The organism is Leclercia sp. W17, from assembly GCF_003336325.1.
GTDB lineage: Bacteria > Pseudomonadota > Gammaproteobacteria > Enterobacterales > Enterobacteriaceae > Enterobacter.
The window spans coordinates 2707474-2726777 of the sequence record NZ_CP031101.1 but is presented as its reverse complement, the minus strand read 5'-3'; the positions used below and the strand labels follow the sequence as shown (position 1 = coordinate 2726777).

The window sequence follows — 19304 nt, the reverse complement described above, 5'->3', positions numbered from 1 at the left end:
GGGTTCGCGTCGGGAGTATTTGCATCATGCGTCATTTGGGATGTGCGTAAAATCAGACGTGCATTCTTCAATGGCTGACGCACTTCTGAAATAAAATCAGGCCTCTCCGGAGGCCTTTTTCTTGCGTTGATAATTCAGACTCAACGAGCCATAATAACAACGCACCGGCCTGAACAACCGGTGTCCCCTGCGCATATAATGGGGACGTTATATGCGACCACAATCTGAACATCTTCACCTGTCACCGATGCAGAAATGCACCGGCGATTTTCTGCATTCTGCGTTACCTCTCGGAGGTGGCGTATGAAGCAGCAATTCCTCCTCCGTAACACCAACATCCGCGCCAATGCCATCAACGCGATTAATCAGCTGCAGCTCGACGAGAAGCGCCCGGTCGTCATCGAGATAAAAGAGATGACCCGTTCCATCGACCAGAACGCAAAGCTCTGGGCAATTTTGGGCGACATCAGCAGCCAGGTTGAATGGCATGGCCGCAAGCTCTCCTCTGAATCCTGGAAACATATCTTCACCGCCGCGCTGGTTAAGCAGGAAGTCGTGCCGAATCTGGCCGGTGATGGCTTCGTGGTGCTGGGCCAGTCAACCAGCAAGATGACCGTCGGCCAGATGCGTGACCTGATCGAGCTTATCCATGCCTTTGGTGCTGAGCGTAACGTCCGCTGGGGCGACGAATCACGCCTGGCTATGGAATGGGCTTCCCGCTTTGGAGGTGTCCGTGGCTAGTCCTCTCGCTCGCATCATCACCAACGAAATCTACCGTGTCCGGACGCGCCGCAAGCGCAAGCCGGAACTCAAGCCATCTGAAATCCCAACCCTCAAGGGCTATACCGCCCGTCTTGTCGATCAGAAATGGCTGCGCCTGGCAGCAAGGAGGAATCATGCGTAAGCCAGCCCGCCGCAAGTGCAAGGTATGCAATGAGTGGTTCTTACCGCAATACGACAACATCCGTTGGTGCTGCCCGGCTCACGGCGCTATCTACGCGCTGGAGCTGCGTGCCAAAGAGAAGGTTAGGGCTGAGGCAAAGCGCATCAAAGCGCAGAAGGAGGCCGAGAAGGAAGGGCGTCAGCGCCGCCAGAAGATGCGCGAGTCCTTCAAGTCCAAATCCCAGTGGGACAAAGAGGCCCAGTCTGCTTTCAACCGGTACATCAGGATCCGCGATGAGGGGAAAGAGTGTGTCAGCTGCGGCAGTCCTCTCATGGGCAAAAGCAACTACCTGACCGGTAGCGCAATCGACGCCAGTCATTACCGATCCCGTGGCGCTGCCTCACATCTCAAATTCAACGTGTTTAACGTCCACTCAGCCTGCACTCGGTGCAACCGCCAATTAAGCGGCAATGCCGTCGAGTACAGAATTCGCCTGATTGAACGCATTGGCCTGGAGCGTGTCGAGCGCCTTGAATCTGACAACGAGCCGCGTCGGTTCGATATCCCATACCTGCAGCGCATCAAATCCATCTTCACCCGTAAAGCCCGTGCGCTGGAGAAACGCCGCGCCCGTCAACAGGAGGCAGCATGAGCACCCACAACACCATCGCGTTACTCAACTGGTATCGCTCAAAGCATGTTGCTGCGGTAAAGACTCCGGCAGGCATTGTCTTTATGGGTATGCGGAACATCACAGCCGATCAGCGCAGAACGTTGCTGGCAATCCCGCAATCCGATCTCGAAGCAGCGTTAAGGCGGCAACAATGACCCGTGACCAGATAGCCCGATACCAGGCCGAAAGCGTCATGCGCGCCAAACAGCCGCCAGTAGCAAAGCACAGCCAGACCAAACAACCTCAGAAGGAAGCCGCTTAATGAACCTTGAGAACACGCTGAAGTTCCACTTCGCAAAATCAACCATGATCAGTGACTCTCCTCGCGCCACCGCGTCTGACACTCTGACTGGCACTGACGTAATGGCTGCCATGGGGATGACTCAGGAGCGAGCATCAATGGGATACAGTGCCTTCCTGGGGAAAATGGGTATCAGCACCTACGACCGGGATAAGGCGGTAGATCTGCTTACTCAGTACGCACTGAAGAACTGCGACAAGGTGGCCGCCCTGCGCAAACTTGAACCAGATGTTAAGCCAAAGGTCATGCAACTGCTCGCAACCTTTGCCTTCGAGGACTATTCCCGCAGCGCTGCCAGTACGCGCACGTGCGACTGCTGCAATGGTGAACGCTTCGTTGAGGCTGAGATCATGACCATGAAGCACATTGGCAGACCACACCTGAAAGAGAAGCGAGAGACGGTGAAGGTTCTTTGCCACAAATGCAAAGGGAAGGGCGTGGTCAGCAACGCATGCCGCTGTAATGGGAAGGGTGTTGTTCTGGACGAAGAGAAGACCAAACAGCAGGGCGGCGTACCGGCACATAAAACTTGTTCCCGCTGTAATGGGCGTGGATATGCTCGGCTTATGCCAGAAAGCGTCCGTAAATTCATTAGCGATAACGTCATCGAAATCCCAGAAACCACATGGCGCAGATCCTACAAAGACTTCTTCGAAAGCCTGGCGGGCGAGTGCATCAAGCAGGAAGAATACGCGAACATCATGCTCAAGAAAGTGACTAAATGAGAAATATTTCCTACATGGTTAACTTTCTGTAGGAAGATTATTTACAAAGTGGCGATTTTTGGTTAATCTCGATTCTAACGATGGGTTAATGCCTTCGTTGAGGTGGTGAGGAAGCAAGTAAACGTCGCACATCGGGTCGAAAGACGCCTTGAGATGAAGCCACCAACCAAATTCAAGCCTGAGGTTACCGCCTCGGGCTTTTTTATTTCCCAAATACCCCTACCTGTGACCATAAGAGCTCCGGCTCAAGTAATACCCTCATCTTGGCGGTCCAGAACCCGCCTTTTTTATTTTCGGGCTCCGGGGATCACCCTCGACATTTCACGTTGCTAAATAGCCCTGAGAGCCCGACCCAAACAAACCAGCACCATACCGGTGCCATCATGAAGAAATCGATTATGCAAGACAGACCTGATACCTGGGCCGTTATGCTTGCGTGGCTTGTAAACCACAAAAACGAAGCTGGCTATTCGGTTCTGGCTTTTGTCATGTCGATACTCGCTACCTCACGCGGCGCAAAATCAAAGTGGAAAGACAGGATCGCCGGCGCAACGATGTGCGGCATCCTTTGCTTCTTCGCTCAGCCCACGCTCACGGCTATATGGGCAATCTTCAACTGGAACTTTCCTCCTGAACTCTGCTGGCCTATCTCGGCTGGCGTGGGTTATGTGGGAGTGGATTCACTGTTCGCCTATGCGCGGCGTCGTCTTGGCCTGAATGAACCGGGAGAAAAAGCTAATGCTGACCCTCAGTAAATTCCAGCAAGCCACTGGCGTCAGTTCTGCGCTGGCTCAGAAGTGGTACCCGGTGGTTAACGCCGCCATGCAGAAGTACGGCATTAACACGCCACTGCGGCAGGCGCACTTCCTCGCACAGGTTGGGCATGAGTCATCCGGGTTCGTGCATACCGAAGAGAGACTTAATTATCGCTACGGCGCATTGCTGGCTATGTTCGGTAACCGCATCAGCCAGGAAGAAGCGTTCAGGTATGGACGGGTTGATTCAGGCCTGAGCGCTCACCCTGCAGACCAGAAGATGATCGGCAGCATCATCTACGCCAACCGGAACGGGAATGGCGATCGCAATACTGGTGATGGATATCGTTACCGCGGGCGCGGACTGATACAGGTGACAGGGAAGGCGAATTACGCCGCACTGGTGAAGCAGCTTGGCGTTGATATCGTGCAGAACCCGGAACTACTTACACAGCCTCAGTACGCCGCTGAATCAGCAGCTGCATGGTGGAGCAATCACGGACTTAATTCTGTCGCTGACTCTGATGATGTTACCCGCATCACCCGAATCATTAACGGCGGTACAAATGGACTGGAGGACAGGAAAGCCCGCTTGACTAAAGCTAAGGGGGTTTTATGTTCGGTTTAATCAGTTTATTCCGCTTTTTCAAAAACAACGCGCACATCCTCATCCCATGCGCATTCATCATCCTTGTTGCCATATGCCTGTGGGGGGTAAACGCGCGCAACTACCAGCTTACTGCCACGAACGAAAGGCTTACCCAGCTGAACGACAGCAAGGATGTGCAGATTAACGATCTGAGGGCAAAGAATGACGATCTGGCTGGAAGCGTTAAAGAGCTTGCAGGCGCGGTTAACAGGCAAAACGTTGTCATGTCGGAAGTGGCAGAGCAACGGGCAGAAGCCGCCCAGCAGAACAGGATGCTACAGGGTGAGATTAAGCGTTACCTGGCAGCAGATAAGTGCGCTGCTGCTCCTGTTCCTGATGCCGCTGTTGAGCGGTTGCGCGCAGCAGCAGAAGCCGCCCGTGGAATACCGGGTGATAAAGCAGCCGGTCCTAAACCTGCCGGCGGAGTTGACGTCCCGCATTGATGCGCCGGATCTGCCCGATAACCCGTCGTATGGCGACAGCGTGGAAATGAACGCAGCGCTATATGGGATCGTCGGGCAGTGCAATATCGACAGGGCAGCAATACGCAAGCTCCAGTCGCAGGACAAAGAACCTCATCCCTGAGGCTCTGACACAGTCTCTCCTCTGGACTTTAAGCATAGAGAATTCCTGGGGATCAAGTGGACTTGATAATGGTCAATGGCGAACATATATACAGGGCGTGGCATGTCGCCACCCGTTAAGGATAATGACCATGAATCAGGCCGTTGAGAAAGTTATTTATAGCGCACTGAGTAAAAATGAAAGAGCCGCAGGGATTGGCTCCTCAGCTACAGCTTACGAAATCATAGAGGGTGTTAAGCCCTATTATCAGTCCGCCAGTGAGACTGAGAGACAAGCACTCCTCGAAAGGTTAAACAAACTTAAAGCAGAGCCTGGCGTCCCTATCCCAACAAATATCGAGCAATTGCTTAGCAGTTAACCTAAGCCGCCTTCGGGCGGTTTTTTATTGTCATTACCATGGGAAGGCTCATCGTAATGGCTGTAGCGGATAAACCGTAAAAATGCCCTGTAGGGGATAAAGAGGCGTTCAATGTCCGACATCTACCAAATCACCCTTACAACCCAGACGGGCGAAACCTTCACTGGCAAGATGACGCGTCGTCAGCCTGAACTGGTTAATGGCTTTGTGCCGCTGGCGACAGAAACGGGTGAGTGGCTGTATTTCGCTCCTGCCGATGTGAAGCGCGTGCAGTTCACGCCTGCACAGTCAGATCAGCCTGAAGAAGAAAAAGCGGAGTAACGAGCATTATGGCGACCAAACCAAAAACTGGCCGCCCTTCTGATTATCTACCAGAGGTGGCTGCTGACATCTGTTCACTGCTTGCCGAAGGGGAAAGCCTGCGCAAAGTTTGTGAGCGCCCGGGAATGCCCAATAAGGCCACCGTCTTCCGTTGGCTGGCTCAGCATGAGGAGTTTCGCGACCAATACGCGAAAGCCACTGAGACACGCGCTGACGCTATTTTCGAGGATATGTTCGACATTGCCGACAGCGTTACTGAAGAGGCTGCTGCAGTGGCAAAGGCCCGCCTGCGAATAGACACTCGCAAGTGGGCTCTGGCCCGCATGAACCCGAAGAAGTACGGTGATAAAGTCAGCCAGGAAATCGACCACAAATCATCTGACGGAACCATGACTCCAAAGCCGACCACCATCCAACTACTACCTGTTGAGCCGAAAGCATGAGTGAAGCCGTTCAACTGCCGATCCCCGCAAAGCTCGCGCCACTGTTCACTGCCGTGAATAAGCGTTACCGCTGCTCGCACGGTGGACGTGGTAGCGCGAAGACGCGCACATTCGCACTGATGACCGCAGTTAAGGCGTATCAGTCGATGATGAACGGTGAAAGCGGGGTGGTGCTCTGCGCGCGTGAATTCATGAACTCGCTGGAAGAGTCGAGCATGCAGGAAGTGAAACAGGCGATCCTGTCTGTTCCCTGGCTGGCTTCTAACTTTGATATTGGCGAGAAGTACATCCGCACCATCGATAAGAGCGTTAACTACGTGTTCTGCGGCTTGCGACATAACCTCGACAGCATCAAATCGAAGGCTCGAATTCTTCTTTGCTGGGTTGATGAGGCTGAATCAGTCAGCGAAATAGCCTGGCAGAAGCTAAGCCCGACCGTTCGTGAAGAGGGATCAGAGATTTGGGTGACGTGGAACCCGGAGCGCGATGGTAGCGCCACGGATAAGCGTTTCCGCAAAGAAGCTGGTGACGACTGCATAACCGTTGAGATGAACTACACGGATAACCCGTGGTTCCCGGACGTGCTGGAAGGTGAGCGACAGAACGATCAGCGCCGCCTCGATCCGGCAACATACGCATGGGTGTGGGAGGGGGCTTACCTCGAAAACTCCGATAAGCAGATGTTGGCCGGTAAATACCGGGTCGCAGAGTTCTCTGACAATCTCTGGAAAGAGGCAGAACGCCTGTTCTTTGGTGCTGACTTTGGTTTCGCCAAAGACCCCAACACACTAACCCGGTCGTTCATTCTGCATAACCGCCTGTACATTGAGTATGAGGCTTACGGCCAGCAGACAGAGCTTGACCACATGCCAGCGCTATACGACACGATCCCCGGGTCTCGTGACTGGCCCATCAAAGCCGACTCAGCGCGACCTGAAACAATCAGCTATCTCAAACGCCAGGGATTCAATATCTCCGCCGCTGAGAAGTGGCAGGGAAGCGTTGAGGACGGAATCGCGCACCTTCGCGGATTCGACGAAATCATTATCCATCCGCGCTGCAAGAACGTGGCGCGAGAGGCCCGTATGTGGTCGTACAAAACGGACCGCATCACCGGCGAGGTATTGCCGAAGCTAGCAGATGGTTACGAGCACTGCTGGGACGGGATTCGCTACAGCCTTGACGGACACATTAAGCGCAAAGGCCAGATGGCAGGGATGATGATTCCGAAAAGATTGAGAAATTAAATTAAGTATTAGCTTATCCGTGCCGATTATCTTCTTGAACAAAACTAAGGAGATACTATGGAACAGTTCGATACAGATGATGGACGTCCACAAATCGTCGTCACGTTTGAATACGTTGATCCAGAAACGGGCAAGAAGGTTTTTGTCTCAAGAGCTGTTGATAAAGCAACATATGATAAAGATTCTGGCGCCTTGTATGCAGAAGCAGAAATTATGGCTCAAGAATTTAAATTACGGATGCAAGAAGAGGGCCTGTAAGCCAAATTCTTTTTCAAAGGTCGCTCCGGCGGCCTTTTTTATTGCCATAAATTCAGTGATGAGGACTCTTTATGACTGAATACTGGTGCTGCGCCTGCGGGAAAATCATCAAATTCGAAAGGGTCATGCCGCTGAATTACATACCACGGCATTGCCGCACACTGATGATAAGAAAGGTTGAATCATTCACACCGGCAAAGGGGCCAAAAATCCCGCCGATCAAACGCTGACGGACAATCCATGACTGACAAATTAACTCTCGCCGTCAACCATGCGTTGAACGATGCGCGGATGGCGCGCGCCAGAATGGGGCTGATGGCGCCAACAATGGGGTTGGACAATAAGCGCCATTCCGCATGGTGCGAATACGGCTTCCCTGAGCAGATCACCTACGACAATCTCTACTCACTGTACCGGCGCGGTGGAATAGCTCACGGGGCTGTAGAAAAGCTGGTTGGCAAATGCTGGCAGACGAACCCGGAAATCATCGAGGGTGACGACGCCGACGAGAGCGAAGATGAAACGGCCTGGGAGAAGAAGTCTAAACAGGTCTTCACCTCCAGACTGTGGCGCTCGTTTGCGGATGCAGACCGCCGTCGCCTGGTTGGCCGTTATGCTGGCATCCTGCTGCACATTCGTGATGATAAAGACTGGAATCTGCCAGTTACCAAGGGCCGAGGGCTGCAAAAGGTTTCTGTAGCCTGGGCTGGTTCGCTGACTGTGGGTGAGTGGGATACCGGTCTTAACTCCAAGACGTACGGCCAGCCGAAGATGTGGCAATACACCGAGCGTCTGCCTAACGGTTCAAGCCGCCGCGTCAATATCCACCCAGATCGCGTGTTTATCCTTGGTGATTACTCAGATGATGCCATTGGCTTCCTTGAGCCAGCTTATAACGCCTTTGTGAGTCTGGAGAAGGTGGAGGGCGGGTCTGGCGAGTCATTCCTGAAGAACGCCGCGCGGCAGCTTAATGTCAACTTTGAGAAGGAAATCGACTTCAATAATCTCGCTTCGCTTTATGGCGTGAGTATTGACGAGCTGCAGGATAAGTTTAACGAAGTTGCCGGGGAGATGAACCGTGGTAACGATGTTCTGATGACGACCCAGGGGGCCACAGTCACACCGCTGGTCACTGCTGTAGCTGATCCGTCGGCGACCTATAACGTTAACCTCCAGACCGCCGCAGCTGGGGTGGACATCCCTACACGAATTCTGGTTGGCAATCAGCAGGCCGAACGGTCCAGTACCGAAGACCAGAAGTACATGAATTCCCGCTGTCAGTCACGCCGGGTAGACCTCGCTTTCGAGATAGAGGACTTCTGCGACAAGCTTATTGATCTCCAGATCATCGACCCGATAAGCCAAAAGGCTGTTATCTGGGATGACCTGAACGAACAAACCGGTGCAGAAAAGCTGATCAACGCCAAAACCATGGGCGAGATTAACCAGAGCATGCAGGGCAGCGGAGAAAATCCGGCATTCAGTCGCGCAGAGATTCGTACGGCCGCCGGCTACGAAAACAATGACAAAAAGCCGTTAGGAGAAGAGGATGGCGACGAAGAAGAAGACGAAGCCGCCAATTCTGCCGAGTAATTACGAAGATCCAACGGGAGCCGATGCGCTGGAACGCCGGGCAATGAAAGACTTCGCCAGGCGGATGAATAAGATTGGCAAAGCGTACAAATCAGCACTCGGAAAAATACCTTCCTCCCTCGCAGTAAACGCCAGATACGAATACCAGTTAAACCCAACGCTGCTCACCATCATCCTGAACGACGCCAGCTACCTGGTGGATCAGGTGCTGATGGAGGGTAACGAGTACGACCTGTGGTTTTACGAGTACATCGACCTGGCATCAGAGAAAGGTACCGGCCAGTCGTTTTACAACCTCAGCCAGCAATCACCGGTTTATGCCGCCGGACGCGAATCTCTCGCCTCAATCCTCGCAAGTGACCCATATCAGCAACGAATGGCGCTGGTTCACGCTCGCGTATTTGAGGAGATGAAAGGGCTCAGTGCTGAGGTGAAGCGCGATATGGCGAGGGTGCTGACGGACGGAGTCGGGCGCGGTCTCAACCCGCTGGAAATCTCCAGGAACCTAACCGAGCAGACCGGCATTGAGAAGCACCGGGCAAACCGGATAGCTCGCACTGAAGTGACTACGGCGCTACGCCGGGCGAAGTGGGATGAGGACCAGGAGGCCAGCGACCTTTACGGGCTGAAAACGCTACTGGTTCATATCTCCGCACTATCGCCGACTACCCGCCATACACATGCGGTGCGTCATGCTCACCTCTATACCAACGAAGAGGTGAGGGACTGGTACAGCAAGGATGGCAACTCCATCAACTGCAAATGCAGTCAGCAGTCGGTGCTGGTCGACGACGAAGGAAAGCCGGAGTACCCGGGCACCATCACCAAACTAAAACAGGAATACAAAACGATGCAGGCGCGCGGTTACGCCTGGGCGGAGAAATAGCTATGCCTATGCAGGTAAACATCACCACGAAGGTGAACAGCCAGTCTATCCGGCGTGAAACGCACAATGGCCGTGAGCATCTGGTGCTCCCGAGCTACACGCTGCCGGCCAACGTAGTCATGAACGGTGGCTTGTACACGGCGGAGGAGATCGACGCCCATTATCAGGGGCTGGAAGGCACTCTGGCGCCGCTAGGGCACCCACAGGTTAACGGTGAATTCGTTTCTGCGTTCTCGCCGGAGGGGTTGAACGTCGGTTACGTAGGTGCCTGGAACCGCAACGTTAAGAAGTCCGGCAATCGTATCTACATCGAGAAGTGGGTGGATGTTGCCCGGGCGGAGGAATCGGAGGGAGGTCGCGAGCTACTTGAGCGTGTGGCAGCTATCGAGCGTGGTGATGATGTTCCACCGATTCATACCAGCGTCGCTGCTTTCCTCGATCAGCTTGAGCCTAACGAACAGCAGCGTGCTACTGGTGCCGGATGGGTGGCGAAGATCCACACCATGGACCATGACGCCATTCTGCTGCATGAGGTGGGCGCAGCGACGCCGGAGCAGGGGGTAGGCCTGATGGTCAACGCCGACCTCGCGCAGCCGCTGAGGGCTAATTCAGGCGCATTGGTGGGTGAATCCTACCGAGAGCGCGAGCAGCGCCTCGACCGGGCAGCCAAAGCTAAGTTTGCGTCCGGGCAAGATGAATACGCCTGGGTGGCTGACTTCACTGACTCTCAGGCTGTGATCATCCGTAACGGCGGAAACGCAGAGGTGTTTGGTTACAAGTCGGAAGGCGGTGCTATCACCTTTGACGATACCGGCACGGCAGTGGCGCGGCAGGAGTCATGGGTGGCTGTCGTCGCCAACAAATTCAAATCACTTTTCACACCGCAGGAACAGCCTGCACCAAACCACAAAACGGAGGGCGACATGCCTTTAACCAAAGAAGAACTGGAACAAATTGGCAGCATGATCGGCCAGGCTGTTGCGACAAACACCGAAGCGGCTATTAAGCCTCTTGCAGAAAAGGTTGATGCTCTGCAGGCCAATCAGCAGCAACTCGCAGAAACCCTGACTGCCAACTCACGCGCAGAAGAGAAGGCAAAGCGTGAAGCGGTAGCAGCTAAACACGGTGATGTCGTTGCCAACGCGCTATCAGGCGATGCTCTGGACGCGATGTTTAAGTCGCTTGGCGAAGCAGCACCGCTGGGCACCAACAACGCACAGCAGTCGAAAGAAACCGGCGCACCTGCCGCAGAAGAACACTTCAAATAAGGAGCCGGACTAATGGCACGTTATCGTCGCGTTAATATCGACGGTCAGTCTCTGTACAAGACCGAAACCCGTCTTACGGCCGCCGCGCTGCTTCCTGGCACCGCCGCAACCATCAACTCATCCGGTAAGTTTGCTCAGGCAACTGCGTTGGCCGGTCGTCTGTACATCATCGATGTCGGTTACCACCAGGGCCTGACCATTACCGAAGCAATCCCATCCGGTGATTCGGCTGTTGGCAACTATGTCGAAGAAGGTCGTGAGCTTGCACTGCGCTGCCTGCCTGGCGCTTACAAGAAAGACAGCCCGATTAAGCTGGGAACAGCCGGTCAGTTTACCCTGGCAACATCCGACACTGATTCTGTGATCGGCTACAGCCAGGATGAGCACACCATTGCGGCCAGCACTACCGATTATATTCGCGTGCGTATGCGCGTTGGCACCGTCGCCGCCGCTAGCGCTTAACAAAAGGAACAACGCACATGTATTTCTCTAAAGACACTCTGGCGGCAAACTCCCGCCTCGGCGGCCACTGGAATGAGCTGTGGGCCAACCGCAACATGTGGAACCGTCAGCACGACGCAGTGATTGCTGCCAATCGCGCAGATATGACTGCTGATATGCTGGCCTGCAACGCGGTAGGTGGTTTCACTCGTGATTTCTGGGCTGAGATTGACCGCCAGGTGCTACAGCTGCGTGACCAGGAAATCGGCATGGAGATCGTGAACGACCTGATCGGCGTTCAGACTGTTCTCCCGGTCGGTAAAACTGCCAAACTGTACAATGTGATTGGCGATATCGCTGATGACGTGTCAGTTAGCATCGACGGTCAGGCGCCGTTCTCCTTCGACCACACCGACTACGGCACCGACGGCGACCCGATCCCGGTATTCACCGCGGGTTACGGCGTCAACTGGCGTCATGCCGCTGGACTGAACTCTGTAGGCATTGATCTGGTTTTGGACTCGCAGATGGCGAAGATGCGCAAGTTCAACCAGAAGCGCGTTAACTACTACCTGAACGGTGATTCTCACATTCAGGTGCAGTCTTACCCGGCTCAGGGCATTAAAAACCACCGCAACACTCAGAAAATCAACCTGGGTTCTGGCACCGGTGGTGCAAACATCGATCTGACCACTGCGACTATGACCGAGCTCTTTGCCTTCTTTGGCAAGGGCGCATTCGGCACCATGGCTCGCAATAACAAAGTGGTTCAGTACGATGTGATGTGGGTTTCCCCTGAAATCTGGGCGAACATGGCGCAGCCGTATGTGGTTAATGGCGTGGTGAGCGGTAACGTTCTGAATGCTGTCCTGCCATTCGCTCCGGTGAAAGAGATCCGCATGACCTATGCCTTAACCGGTAACGAGTTCATTGCGTACGTACGTCGTCGCGATGTTATTTCTCCACTGGTAGGCATGGCTGTCGGCGTAGTTCCTCTGCCTCGTCCACTGCCAAACGTTAACTACAACTTCCAGATCATGTCTGCTGAAGGTCTGCAAATCACCGCAGACGATCAGGGGCTCTCTGGCGTTGTCTACGGCGCCGTTCTGGCATAAGGGGTCATCATGGCTAAATACGAGGTGATTCGCCCCTGGAGCGGCGTTAAGCGTGGCGATGTGGTGGAGCTGAAAGAGCTTCACCCGGCGCTGAAATCCAACGTCCGTCTGATGCAGGGTGAGGCTGGCGGCCAGTTAACTCCAGCGACACCACAGGGCGGTACCGGAGAAAAATCTCGCAAAGAGGTTATCCAGGAGCGCCTTACTGAGCTGGGCATTGAGTTCAAAGGCAATCTGGGGGCTGAAAAGCTGTCTGAGTTGCTGCCGGAAGGTGAGCTCGAAAAGCTTTTCCCCGCTGAATAACAGCCGCCGCTAAGGCGGTTTTTTTTATGCCCTCCCCGGAGGGCTGTCAGAGGCTCGCATGATCACCACAGAACAGGCCAAGGAATATCTGAAGTCAGTCGGTATCACGCTGCCTGATTTCATCTTAGAGGCGCTCGTAGAGCAGGCCAACAGCATTCAGGAATGCCTTGATGCACATTACTCACCGGCTACCGCGCTGCTGATTCAGTCCTACCTGCTGGGAATGATGGCGCTGGGGCAGGGTGACAAGTACGTGTCCAGTCACACCGCTCCGAGCGGGGCATCAGAATCTTTCCGCTATCAGTCATTCTCTGACCGCTGGAAGGGCTCGTTAAATCTGCTGCGTGGTCTTGATAAGTACGGCTGCGCTACTGCCCTGATTCCTCCCGACCCGACCGCGGCACCTGCATTCGCTGGCATCTGGATCGGGAAGGGCGGCTGCATGTGCGGAGATAAGTGATGACCTGGACATCCGTGAGCGTCCGCTTGCCACGCTCATTCACCCGCGTCTGGGTGCTGACCGACACCGGGCGGGAGACTACCGGCTACGTTAAATCGAACGGCGAGTGGTTCATCAATTGTGAGCGCATCCGGGCTACGGGCGCGGTGGTGCTGCGCTGGAGGGAAGACTGATGTCATCAGCTGCAAACTGGTCCTACACCGCCAAAGCCACTATCTGGCGCAAGGGTGCAGGCGGCAGGGATGAAAACGGCGACCCCATGAACGGCTATAACGCGCCGGTAGTCATCATGGTCGATTATGAGGGCGGCCTTTCAAAGCGCATCGGTAGCCTGGGCACTGAAATCGTCGTGAAAAATACTGTCTGGACTGAGTACGCGCTGGCCGACGCCGGCGATTACCTGCTGATTGGTGAATCCACTGAAGCCGACCCGGTTGCCGCTGGCGCTGACGAGGTGCGGCAGGTTATCCGCTACGCCGACACGTTCGAGCGGGTGGCGGATGATTTCGCGATACTGACTGGAGTCTGATATGGCCGGGAAAGTAAGAGGCATCACACAGGCGAAAGCCAACCTCGACAAGATCATCAATGACGTGCAAGGGCGAAAGGTTGTCAGGGCCATCCAGTCAGCGCTAATCATCGGTAGCTCCCAAGCAGCGCTTTATACGCCTATCGACACTTCCACGCTGCTGAATAGCCAGTTTCGTGAGATGGACGCCAACGGTACGAGGGTTACTGGAAGAGTGGGCTACTCGGCTAATTACGCGGTGTACGTTCACGATCCAAGTGTGCCGCAGACTTTCCGTCGGTCCACTGCACGAAAAGAGTTCCTGACTAAAGGGTTTGAGGATATGCGTAGTCAGATTGATGCGGTGATGCGCAAGGAGCTTTCGCTATGACACCCATGATGCATGAGCGGGTGCGCAACATGTTCGGTGATGCTGGCCTTACAGCCGGATTCACGGTGCAGAAGTTGATATACGACGACCCTGAGGATCTGACGCAGGCCGTAATGGTGTTCAGGCCAAACGGTGGTTCGAACATCCGTCATGACCTTGGCTCTGAACATCACGTCCTCGTCGATGTAATCGGCGCGAAGGATAAGCGCGGCGATGCCGCCAATGCCGTGCAGCGCATCGTCGATTACGTCCAGGCCAACCCTATGGCTGATGAGTGCGTCGGCTACATCCAAAACATGGGCGCCATCCCGCCACCAGTGCTTACGGAAGAAGGGCGGATAGTATTCCGACTTCAGTTCGCATGCACCTACGGCGAATAGCCATCCCAACCAAATAGACCCGCTCCGGCGGGTTTTCTTTTTTATACGTCAAAGAGGAAGTTTCTATGGCTAATTGCCAGAACTCGAACGAACGCCTGTTCGGTGGCGCAGTCGTGCTGGAAGTCGCCGATGGTTGCCCGGACGTCAAACCACTGGAGGATGAGTGGAAGGCGCTGGCGGCCGGTACGTCAAAAGGCTTCGACTTCAACCCGAACTCGGTAACCTCAGATGCGGATGACGGCGGCGGCTATGTCGAAACCATCATCACCAACAGCGATTTCACCCTGAGCTTCGAAGGTGAGGTCCGCAAAAAGGACAAACTGGATCAGTACGGCGTCGGCAAGTTCATCAAGTATTTCGCTGGTGAGCTGAAGGCCAAGCGCCAGCCTGGAATCTGGGTGCGCATGGACTACGGCCCTATTGAATTCATCGGCTACATGAACATCAACGCGCTGAGTTCTGACGGAGGTACCAACGATATCGTCACGTTCTCTACCGAGTTCAAAGTGGGCGATGCCAGCACCATCGAGGTTAACGAAGTGACAGCGGTGGCGGTGACCGGCGTAACGGTGACTCCAGCTACTAGCACCGGCGCGGCAGGCGGTACCAGCACCTTTACGGTGAATATCGCCCCGACCGGCGCAACCAACAAAGACTTCACCGTAGCATCAACCGATCCAACCAAAGCCACTGCTACAGCCTCCGGTACCACCGTCACGGTGAACCGCGTCGCCGCTGGCAGCGCGCAGATCGTCATCAACACCGAAGACGGAAACTTTGTCGCAACCCATACCGTTACTGTCAGCTAACGGCCATTCCAAAGGGTGGCCTCGGCTGCCCTTGATAATGTTCGTTACCTGGGAAGGACCATGACAGCACTAATCGACATTGGCGAGTTTTCTGTCAGTGATGGCCGTGAAGGCGGAAAGGACTACCTGCTAAGACCCTCTCTGATGGCTATGACGCGGATCGGCACTCCAGCGGAGATTGTTCAGGCGTATGCCACGGTGCACGGAAGTGATGTTGCTGCCGTCATCCAGCTCTATACTGACACGCTTGGCCGCTTTCCGGACTGGCTATCGCCCTCGATGAATCGCATTGCAGAACGGCTGCTATCACTGAGCATGCATATCATGCAGGCCTGCTGTGATGACGATCTCACGCCGATGATAGGTGAGTGGAAAGGGTGGAGCCGGTATGTTGTTTTCCGGCCAGGGCAGATGCCGAGGAACGACATCATTGTGCTGGCTCAGCACCTTATGCAGCACGGCATCGTAGGTAAAGCAAGTGTGCGACGCCTGCAGCGGCATGAGTCAGGCGAAACGACGAACGAGTTTAAGGCCTTCGACTACATCAGCGCGGCGCGGAGCCACTTCGGCATGAACCGGGATGAAGCAGCGGCGCTGACCATGACCGAGTTTCAGCTGATGCTGGCGCAGAAATACCCTGATCAGAAGGGCTTCACGCGGGAAGAGTACGACGCGGTTGCGGATGACTTCCTGGCGAAGCAGGCGGCGAGAAGGGCTAAGCAGAAGTAGCCCACTCAGGTGGGCTAACTGGTGATACAAATTTGTATCATGAGATTATTTTTTTTTATTGTTCTCTGACATCTTGCTTGGGCTTGGGTAATCAGCTTTCTGCAGCACTTGTTGATAAACGCCATGTAGTATCGTCTGGCTTTGAATGAGATCCACCTCAGCGTAAACCGCAGTAGCTAAAACAGAGCCTTCGCCTTTGTTAATTACAAGGTCGCCAAAGTTATTATTCAAAGCCTTAAGCGTGATCTGGAATAGATCTGTGAAGTACTGCTTAAAGGTCATTTCATCTTCATAACCATATAAAACAAAGCTGCCTTGTTGCGGTTCAACATCAGGGTCGAAAGTAACAATACACCCAGGAGGGAAACTGAATCCTCCAGAACCCCTCATTGACTCACCAACAATTTTAAGGGCGAAAGCACTATCGCTAACCGCTACACCGCAGGGGTGAAATGCGGTGGTAGATTTTAAAACCTCATCAAGCCTATCAGCGAACGGGCCCATTGTTACGAGTGGAATCTGTCGAACTGAAGTGTACGGGATGAAATTTCTAAGATTGGGCTCCTGTCCATCCCCGGAAGCAAGCCACCCCGGAGTTGTTCCTAATGCTGATGCAAGCCTCAGCAAAACAGGGTCCCGTGGCTTTGACTCTCCGCCTTCATAAGCAGCAATTTGGCGCTGAACGATGCCAACTTGCTTGGCAAGTTCCGTTTGAGTGAGGCCTAGAGATTTCCTTAGGGTAGAGACCCTCTCATTAAACTGGGCGTCAAAGTTCACAATTTCACCATTAAAGAGATGTTGACATATGAATAATTCATATTAATATCTCTACAAGTTCATATGAGTTTTTATGTAGAGAAAACAAGAGGAGTTCATAATGTCTGAAAACATTTCCACTATCAAGCCGCGTCAGGTTCGTTTTGTTGAGAAGGTAGACTCTCATATTCGTGAGTCAGCTAAACGCTGCCACCGCTCTATTCAGGCAGAGATTGCATATCGCATGGAGTTGCTGATCAAGCTCGAGGAGAAGGGCGATGTTGTCATCCAGTAAAAACAGCGAGGCCCGGAAGTGCGCTAACACGAACCGGGCATCTATCGAAAATAACCGACTAGGAAATATCGACATGAATATTGTAGCAAAATCAGATCTGAACTTCCACGGTGTGTCACTCACCCCAGTAGATAGCGTCTCTGGCGTATGGCTAACCTCATCCTATATTGCTAAGGCACTCGGTTACGCTTCGAGCAAGAGCGTTTCTACCATTTATTCGCGCAACTCAGACGAGTTCACAAGCAGCATGTCAATGGTCATCAAAATGAAGACCATTGGAATAAACAATAACTTACGTGAAAAATCAGTGCGTGTGTTCTCATTGCGAGGCTGCCACCTGATTGCAATGTTCGCAACCACTGATAAGGCCAAAGAGTTCCGCCGCTGGGTCTTGGACATTTTGGACAGAGAGGTTGCAAAAGGAACGGTGCCGGTGAAATTTGACTTTGAAATGTATGCTCAGAATGCAAATGCAGCCTGCGCCATGCTTGATCAGGTCTGGGACATATTTCATGACGAGCTTGAGCCAGCTCTTCGCAGTCTGGCATCACCTGTTGCGACCAAACTTGTTGGCCGAATCATAGAAGCAAAGTCGATTTCATACAGTATTCGCGGTGGCCTGTTACGTGCAGCCGGGAATAAAAAGGGGATGATCCACTGATGGGCGCATGGGATGGCGCAAAAGAAAAACCGCCAGGTAGGACTGGCGGTTCACTGAGGTCTAACAACGTGTAGGAACGTCTATGACTAAGATGAATTTAGCAGTTAACGGTTCTGTTGTCACCGAAAAAACTATTGACAGCCAGTATCTTCTGGAGATGGTCAATGCCGCTCGTAAGCAGTGTGGGGAACCAGCTGTCCGTAATAACAAGTTCATTGAAAAGGTGATTGATGAACTTGAGGGCGAGACCTACACAAAAAGTGTAGGTCGTAAGAATGGTCAGGATATTGAAGTCATTACGATGTCCATTAAGCAGGCTCTTCGCGTGGCCGCGCGCGAATCTAAAGCTGTTCGCCGCTCTCTGGTCGATAAGCTGGAAGATATGCAGGCGATCCCGGCAATGCCGAAAAGCCAATCGGGCATCACCGAGTACCGCCTGGCAAAAGCTGATCAGCTGAAAGCGCAGGCCCTGGAAAAGAACATCGCCAACGCCCGTGAGATTATGTCTCTGCTGCCGCGCCTTGACCCAATGGCGCATCAGACGCTGGCGGCCTCGCTGATTAATCCGCTGATCGGTTATGACGCCATTCCGCTTCCGGTCATTGAGGAGCATTACCATACGGCTGGCGAGGTTGGCGAGATGCTTGGGGTGTCTGCCCAAAAGATCGGACGCACTGCCAATGCCAATAACCTCAAGACTGAGCAGCATGGTAAGTTTTTCTTGGATAAGTCGGCACATTCCAGCAAGCAGGTTGAGGCGTTCCGCTACAACGCTGAGGGCGTGAAGGCGCTGCGCCACCTGATCCATGGTGCTGACGTGGCCTAACAACCCCGTTTAAACCGAGAGTAATTCCAACCCGCTTAACTGCGGGTTTTTCCGTTCCCGGTCGATTGAGATCAATAAATCAGCGTTTGCCGTTGCGCCTGTGCTATTCCTGGGTAGGATGTTCATTTTTACCAATGGGGAATAGGGATATGAAGAAGATTTTGGCGATCGCCTTTTTGGGGTTATTCAGCACCGTAGCAAATGCAGAAATGGAAAGCTCTGGTGCTTGGGTAACGAAATCTGACACTAATAAAATGACCGACGAAACAGACTTTGTTGCCTTAAACACGTCTTCCGATACATACAACAAAGACGGCCTGACACGTGAAACAACGCTGGTTCTGAGATGCAGCAGCAATAAAACAGATGCGTACCTGTCTTTCCGTGACTTTATGGGATCAGATGCTCCAACCATTACAATGAGGCTCGACGGCGGGAAGCCAACCAAAAAATCATGGGGTGGCGGTGAAGGTGGTGATGCAGCATTTGCACCTCAGGCTGTGTCATTTATCAAAGAGCTTTCCAAGCATAAGAAAGCAATATTTGGATTTGAGCCTTACGGATCGACAATGCAGATTGTTGAATTCGATTTGACCGGTATAGATAAGGTTGCCGAGAGCCTTTCCAAAGCGTGCAAGTGGAAATAATCATTCGTTGAGAACAACCCTCCTCGGAGGGTTTTTTT

At 53.4% G+C, this 19304-nt stretch carries 33 protein-coding genes; 32 read left to right on the top strand and 1 reads right to left on the bottom strand.

All coding sequences use genetic code 11. The annotated features are described in order from the left end of the window. Positions 1-303: 303 nt before the first annotated feature. The 28 genes from DVA44_RS13360 to DVA44_RS13235 all read left to right on the top strand — a co-directional run bounded on the left by DVA44_RS13360 (position 304) and on the right by DVA44_RS13235 (position 16081). The gene (locus DVA44_RS13360; protein ID WP_114387231.1) at positions 304-741 is read left to right on the top strand and encodes a recombination protein NinB; all 438 of its coding nucleotides are present in this window, start codon (positions 304-306) and stop codon (positions 739-741) included. Beyond that, entirely contained in the window at positions 734-904 is a 171-nt protein-coding gene (locus DVA44_RS13355) for a NinE family protein (RefSeq protein ID WP_032612199.1), read from the top strand. Before DVA44_RS13360 ends, DVA44_RS13355 begins: the two co-directional genes overlap by 8 nt. Then, the gene (locus DVA44_RS13350) at positions 897-1535 is read left to right on the top strand and encodes a recombination protein NinG (protein ID WP_114387230.1); all 639 of its coding nucleotides are present in this window, start codon (positions 897-899) and stop codon (positions 1533-1535) included. Before DVA44_RS13355 ends, DVA44_RS13350 begins: the two co-directional genes overlap by 8 nt. Then, positions 1532-1711 (top strand): hypothetical protein, encoded by a 180-nt coding sequence (locus tag DVA44_RS13345; RefSeq protein ID WP_114387229.1) that lies wholly within the window; start codon positions 1532-1534, stop codon positions 1709-1711. Before DVA44_RS13350 ends, DVA44_RS13345 begins: the two co-directional genes overlap by 4 nt. Then, positions 1708-1818 (top strand): hypothetical protein, encoded by a 111-nt coding sequence (locus DVA44_RS25700; protein WP_168194486.1) that lies wholly within the window; start codon positions 1708-1710, stop codon positions 1816-1818. Before DVA44_RS13345 ends, DVA44_RS25700 begins: the two co-directional genes overlap by 4 nt. Then, on the top strand, positions 1818-2582 hold the full coding sequence (locus DVA44_RS13340) for an antitermination protein (RefSeq protein ID WP_114387228.1): 765 nt from the start codon (positions 1818-1820) through the stop codon (positions 2580-2582). Before DVA44_RS25700 ends, DVA44_RS13340 begins: the two co-directional genes overlap by 1 nt. Positions 2583-2965: 383 nt before the next feature. Continuing rightward, positions 2966-3337, top strand: coding sequence for a phage holin family protein (locus DVA44_RS13335; RefSeq protein ID WP_114387227.1), 372 nt, complete (start codon positions 2966-2968; stop codon positions 3335-3337). Further along, positions 3321-3965, top strand: a complete 645-nt coding sequence (locus DVA44_RS13330; RefSeq protein ID WP_114387226.1) for a glycoside hydrolase family 19 protein — start codon at positions 3321-3323, stop codon at positions 3963-3965. The genes DVA44_RS13335 and DVA44_RS13330 overlap by 17 nt, the downstream gene beginning before the upstream one ends. Beyond that, positions 3953-4429, top strand: a complete 477-nt coding sequence (locus DVA44_RS13325; protein ID WP_114387225.1) for an Rz lytic protein — start codon at positions 3953-3955, stop codon at positions 4427-4429. The genes DVA44_RS13330 and DVA44_RS13325 overlap by 13 nt, the downstream gene beginning before the upstream one ends. After that, on the top strand, positions 4413-4571 hold the full coding sequence (locus DVA44_RS25560; RefSeq protein WP_139157101.1) for a rz1 lytic protein: 159 nt from the start codon (positions 4413-4415) through the stop codon (positions 4569-4571). Before DVA44_RS13325 ends, DVA44_RS25560 begins: the two co-directional genes overlap by 17 nt. 130 nt (positions 4572-4701) lie before the next feature. Continuing rightward, complete coding sequence (locus tag DVA44_RS13320; RefSeq protein WP_114387224.1) at positions 4702-4929, top strand: hypothetical protein; 228 nt, start codon at positions 4702-4704, stop codon at positions 4927-4929. 111 nt (positions 4930-5040) lie between these two features. Next, a complete protein-coding gene (locus tag DVA44_RS13315) occupies positions 5041-5250 on the top strand; it encodes a hypothetical protein (RefSeq protein ID WP_114387223.1) in 210 nt (69 codons plus the stop codon). An 8-nt stretch (positions 5251-5258) separates the two neighbouring features. Continuing rightward, complete coding sequence (locus tag DVA44_RS13310) at positions 5259-5693, top strand: ubiquitin carboxyl-hydrolase (protein ID WP_114387222.1); 435 nt, start codon at positions 5259-5261, stop codon at positions 5691-5693. Continuing rightward, the gene (locus DVA44_RS13305; protein ID WP_114387221.1) at positions 5690-6940 is read left to right on the top strand and encodes a PBSX family phage terminase large subunit; all 1251 of its coding nucleotides are present in this window, start codon (positions 5690-5692) and stop codon (positions 6938-6940) included. Before DVA44_RS13310 ends, DVA44_RS13305 begins: the two co-directional genes overlap by 4 nt. A 57-nt stretch (positions 6941-6997) precedes the next feature. Beyond that, positions 6998-7198, top strand: coding sequence for a hypothetical protein (locus DVA44_RS13300; protein ID WP_114387220.1), 201 nt, complete (start codon positions 6998-7000; stop codon positions 7196-7198). 240 nt (positions 7199-7438) lie between these two features. After that, entirely contained in the window at positions 7439-8791 is a 1353-nt protein-coding gene (locus DVA44_RS13295; protein WP_114387219.1) for an anti-CBASS protein Acb1 family protein, read from the top strand. Then, positions 8748-9677, top strand: a complete 930-nt coding sequence (locus tag DVA44_RS13290; RefSeq protein WP_114387218.1) for a phage minor head protein — start codon at positions 8748-8750, stop codon at positions 9675-9677. The genes DVA44_RS13295 and DVA44_RS13290 overlap by 44 nt, the downstream gene beginning before the upstream one ends. A gap of 2 nt (positions 9678-9679) precedes the next feature. Then, positions 9680-10945, top strand: a complete 1266-nt coding sequence (locus tag DVA44_RS13285; RefSeq protein ID WP_114387217.1) for a hypothetical protein — start codon at positions 9680-9682, stop codon at positions 10943-10945. A 12-nt stretch (positions 10946-10957) separates the two neighbouring features. Then, positions 10958-11407 (top strand): hypothetical protein, encoded by a 450-nt coding sequence (locus DVA44_RS13280; RefSeq protein WP_114387216.1) that lies wholly within the window; start codon positions 10958-10960, stop codon positions 11405-11407. Between the two features lie 17 nt (positions 11408-11424). Then, positions 11425-12501 (top strand): major capsid protein, encoded by a 1077-nt coding sequence (locus DVA44_RS13275; RefSeq protein ID WP_114387215.1) that lies wholly within the window; start codon positions 11425-11427, stop codon positions 12499-12501. Positions 12502-12510: 9 nt separating this feature from the next. Then, positions 12511-12804: a hypothetical protein gene (locus DVA44_RS13270; RefSeq protein ID WP_114387214.1), complete on the top strand. Its 294-nt coding sequence runs from the start codon at positions 12511-12513 to the stop codon at positions 12802-12804. Positions 12805-12862: 58 nt separating this feature from the next. After that, positions 12863-13264, top strand: a complete 402-nt coding sequence (locus tag DVA44_RS13265) for a hypothetical protein (RefSeq protein ID WP_114387213.1) — start codon at positions 12863-12865, stop codon at positions 13262-13264. A gap of 26 nt (positions 13265-13290) precedes the next feature. Then, positions 13291-13437: a hypothetical protein gene (locus DVA44_RS13260; protein WP_246843647.1), complete on the top strand. Its 147-nt coding sequence runs from the start codon at positions 13291-13293 to the stop codon at positions 13435-13437. Continuing rightward, entirely contained in the window at positions 13437-13793 is a 357-nt protein-coding gene (locus DVA44_RS13255) for a hypothetical protein (RefSeq protein ID WP_114387211.1), read from the top strand. Before DVA44_RS13260 ends, DVA44_RS13255 begins: the two co-directional genes overlap by 1 nt. A gap of 1 nt (position 13794) precedes the next feature. Then, entirely contained in the window at positions 13795-14163 is a 369-nt protein-coding gene (locus DVA44_RS13250; RefSeq protein ID WP_114387210.1) for an HK97 gp10 family phage protein, read from the top strand. Beyond that, the gene (locus DVA44_RS13245; protein WP_114387209.1) at positions 14160-14543 is read left to right on the top strand and encodes a hypothetical protein; all 384 of its coding nucleotides are present in this window, start codon (positions 14160-14162) and stop codon (positions 14541-14543) included. The genes DVA44_RS13250 and DVA44_RS13245 overlap by 4 nt, the downstream gene beginning before the upstream one ends. Before the next feature lie 65 nt (positions 14544-14608). Further along, positions 14609-15352, top strand: coding sequence for an Ig-like domain-containing protein (locus DVA44_RS13240; protein WP_114387208.1), 744 nt, complete (start codon positions 14609-14611; stop codon positions 15350-15352). A 60-nt stretch (positions 15353-15412) separates the two neighbouring features. After that, positions 15413-16081 carry a DUF6246 family protein gene (locus DVA44_RS13235; RefSeq protein WP_114387207.1) on the top strand — a complete coding sequence of 223 codons (669 nt, stop codon included), beginning with the start codon at positions 15413-15415 and terminating at the stop codon, positions 16079-16081. A 45-nt stretch (positions 16082-16126) separates the two neighbouring features. Here DVA44_RS13235 and DVA44_RS13230 read toward each other — a convergent pair whose 3' ends face one another. Then, positions 16127-16858: a LexA family transcriptional regulator gene (locus DVA44_RS13230; RefSeq protein WP_114387206.1), complete on the bottom strand. Its 732-nt coding sequence runs from the start codon at positions 16856-16858 to the stop codon at positions 16127-16129. A 100-nt stretch (positions 16859-16958) separates the two neighbouring features. Between DVA44_RS13230 and DVA44_RS25695 the strand changes: the two genes are divergently transcribed. From DVA44_RS25695 to DVA44_RS13215, 4 genes are all read left to right on the top strand, one after another. Next, complete coding sequence (locus DVA44_RS25695; RefSeq protein ID WP_168194485.1) at positions 16959-17132, top strand: hypothetical protein; 174 nt, start codon at positions 16959-16961, stop codon at positions 17130-17132. Beyond that, positions 17116-17793: a BRO family protein gene (locus tag DVA44_RS26050; protein ID WP_246843572.1), complete on the top strand. Its 678-nt coding sequence runs from the start codon at positions 17116-17118 to the stop codon at positions 17791-17793. The genes DVA44_RS25695 and DVA44_RS26050 overlap by 17 nt, the downstream gene beginning before the upstream one ends. A gap of 82 nt (positions 17794-17875) precedes the next feature. Next, positions 17876-18619 carry a hypothetical protein gene (locus tag DVA44_RS13220; protein WP_114387205.1) on the top strand — a complete coding sequence of 248 codons (744 nt, stop codon included), beginning with the start codon at positions 17876-17878 and terminating at the stop codon, positions 18617-18619. A gap of 149 nt (positions 18620-18768) precedes the next feature. After that, complete coding sequence (locus tag DVA44_RS13215; protein WP_047746640.1) at positions 18769-19266, top strand: type VI secretion system-associated protein TagO; 498 nt, start codon at positions 18769-18771, stop codon at positions 19264-19266. Positions 19267-19304 lie beyond the last annotated feature (38 nt).

Excerpts from the sequence above, each read along its gene's own strand:
- DVA44_RS13360 (WP_114387231.1), top strand. The coding sequence starts at position 304 with ATGAAGCAGCAATTCCTCCTCCGTAACACCAACATCCGCGCCAATGCC.
- DVA44_RS13350 (WP_114387230.1), top strand. The coding sequence starts at position 897 with ATGCGTAAGCCAGCCCGCCGCAAGTGCAAGGTATGCAATGAGTGGTTC.
- DVA44_RS13345 (WP_114387229.1), top strand. The coding sequence starts at position 1,532 with ATGAGCACCCACAACACCATCGCGTTACTCAACTGGTATCGCTCAAAG.
- DVA44_RS25700 (WP_168194486.1), top strand. The coding sequence starts at position 1,708 with ATGACCCGTGACCAGATAGCCCGATACCAGGCCGAAAGCGTCATGCGC.
- DVA44_RS13340 (WP_114387228.1), top strand. The coding sequence starts at position 1,818 with ATGAACCTTGAGAACACGCTGAAGTTCCACTTCGCAAAATCAACCATG.
- DVA44_RS13335 (WP_114387227.1), top strand. The coding sequence starts at position 2,966 with ATGAAGAAATCGATTATGCAAGACAGACCTGATACCTGGGCCGTTATG.
- DVA44_RS13330 (WP_114387226.1), top strand. The coding sequence starts at position 3,321 with ATGCTGACCCTCAGTAAATTCCAGCAAGCCACTGGCGTCAGTTCTGCG.
- DVA44_RS13325 (WP_114387225.1), top strand. The coding sequence starts at position 3,953 with ATGTTCGGTTTAATCAGTTTATTCCGCTTTTTCAAAAACAACGCGCAC.
- DVA44_RS13320 (WP_114387224.1), top strand. The coding sequence starts at position 4,702 with ATGAATCAGGCCGTTGAGAAAGTTATTTATAGCGCACTGAGTAAAAAT.
- DVA44_RS13315 (WP_114387223.1), top strand. The coding sequence starts at position 5,041 with ATGTCCGACATCTACCAAATCACCCTTACAACCCAGACGGGCGAAACC.
- DVA44_RS13310 (WP_114387222.1), top strand. The coding sequence starts at position 5,259 with ATGGCGACCAAACCAAAAACTGGCCGCCCTTCTGATTATCTACCAGAG.
- DVA44_RS13305 (WP_114387221.1), top strand. The coding sequence starts at position 5,690 with ATGAGTGAAGCCGTTCAACTGCCGATCCCCGCAAAGCTCGCGCCACTG.
- DVA44_RS13300 (WP_114387220.1), top strand. The coding sequence starts at position 6,998 with ATGGAACAGTTCGATACAGATGATGGACGTCCACAAATCGTCGTCACG.
- DVA44_RS13295 (WP_114387219.1), top strand. The coding sequence starts at position 7,439 with ATGACTGACAAATTAACTCTCGCCGTCAACCATGCGTTGAACGATGCG.
- DVA44_RS13290 (WP_114387218.1), top strand. The coding sequence starts at position 8,748 with ATGGCGACGAAGAAGAAGACGAAGCCGCCAATTCTGCCGAGTAATTAC.
- DVA44_RS13285 (WP_114387217.1), top strand. The coding sequence starts at position 9,680 with ATGCCTATGCAGGTAAACATCACCACGAAGGTGAACAGCCAGTCTATC.
- DVA44_RS13280 (WP_114387216.1), top strand. The coding sequence starts at position 10,958 with ATGGCACGTTATCGTCGCGTTAATATCGACGGTCAGTCTCTGTACAAG.
- DVA44_RS13275 (WP_114387215.1), top strand. The coding sequence starts at position 11,425 with ATGTATTTCTCTAAAGACACTCTGGCGGCAAACTCCCGCCTCGGCGGC.
- DVA44_RS13270 (WP_114387214.1), top strand. The coding sequence starts at position 12,511 with ATGGCTAAATACGAGGTGATTCGCCCCTGGAGCGGCGTTAAGCGTGGC.
- DVA44_RS13265 (WP_114387213.1), top strand. The coding sequence starts at position 12,863 with ATGATCACCACAGAACAGGCCAAGGAATATCTGAAGTCAGTCGGTATC.
- DVA44_RS13255 (WP_114387211.1), top strand. The coding sequence starts at position 13,437 with ATGTCATCAGCTGCAAACTGGTCCTACACCGCCAAAGCCACTATCTGG.
- DVA44_RS13250 (WP_114387210.1), top strand. The coding sequence starts at position 13,795 with ATGGCCGGGAAAGTAAGAGGCATCACACAGGCGAAAGCCAACCTCGAC.
- DVA44_RS13245 (WP_114387209.1), top strand. The coding sequence starts at position 14,160 with ATGACACCCATGATGCATGAGCGGGTGCGCAACATGTTCGGTGATGCT.
- DVA44_RS13240 (WP_114387208.1), top strand. The coding sequence starts at position 14,609 with ATGGCTAATTGCCAGAACTCGAACGAACGCCTGTTCGGTGGCGCAGTC.
- DVA44_RS13235 (WP_114387207.1), top strand. The coding sequence starts at position 15,413 with ATGACAGCACTAATCGACATTGGCGAGTTTTCTGTCAGTGATGGCCGT.
- DVA44_RS25695 (WP_168194485.1), top strand. The coding sequence starts at position 16,959 with ATGTCTGAAAACATTTCCACTATCAAGCCGCGTCAGGTTCGTTTTGTT.
- DVA44_RS26050 (WP_246843572.1), top strand. The coding sequence starts at position 17,116 with ATGTTGTCATCCAGTAAAAACAGCGAGGCCCGGAAGTGCGCTAACACG.
- DVA44_RS13220 (WP_114387205.1), top strand. The coding sequence starts at position 17,876 with ATGACTAAGATGAATTTAGCAGTTAACGGTTCTGTTGTCACCGAAAAA.
- DVA44_RS13215 (WP_047746640.1), top strand. The coding sequence starts at position 18,769 with ATGAAGAAGATTTTGGCGATCGCCTTTTTGGGGTTATTCAGCACCGTA.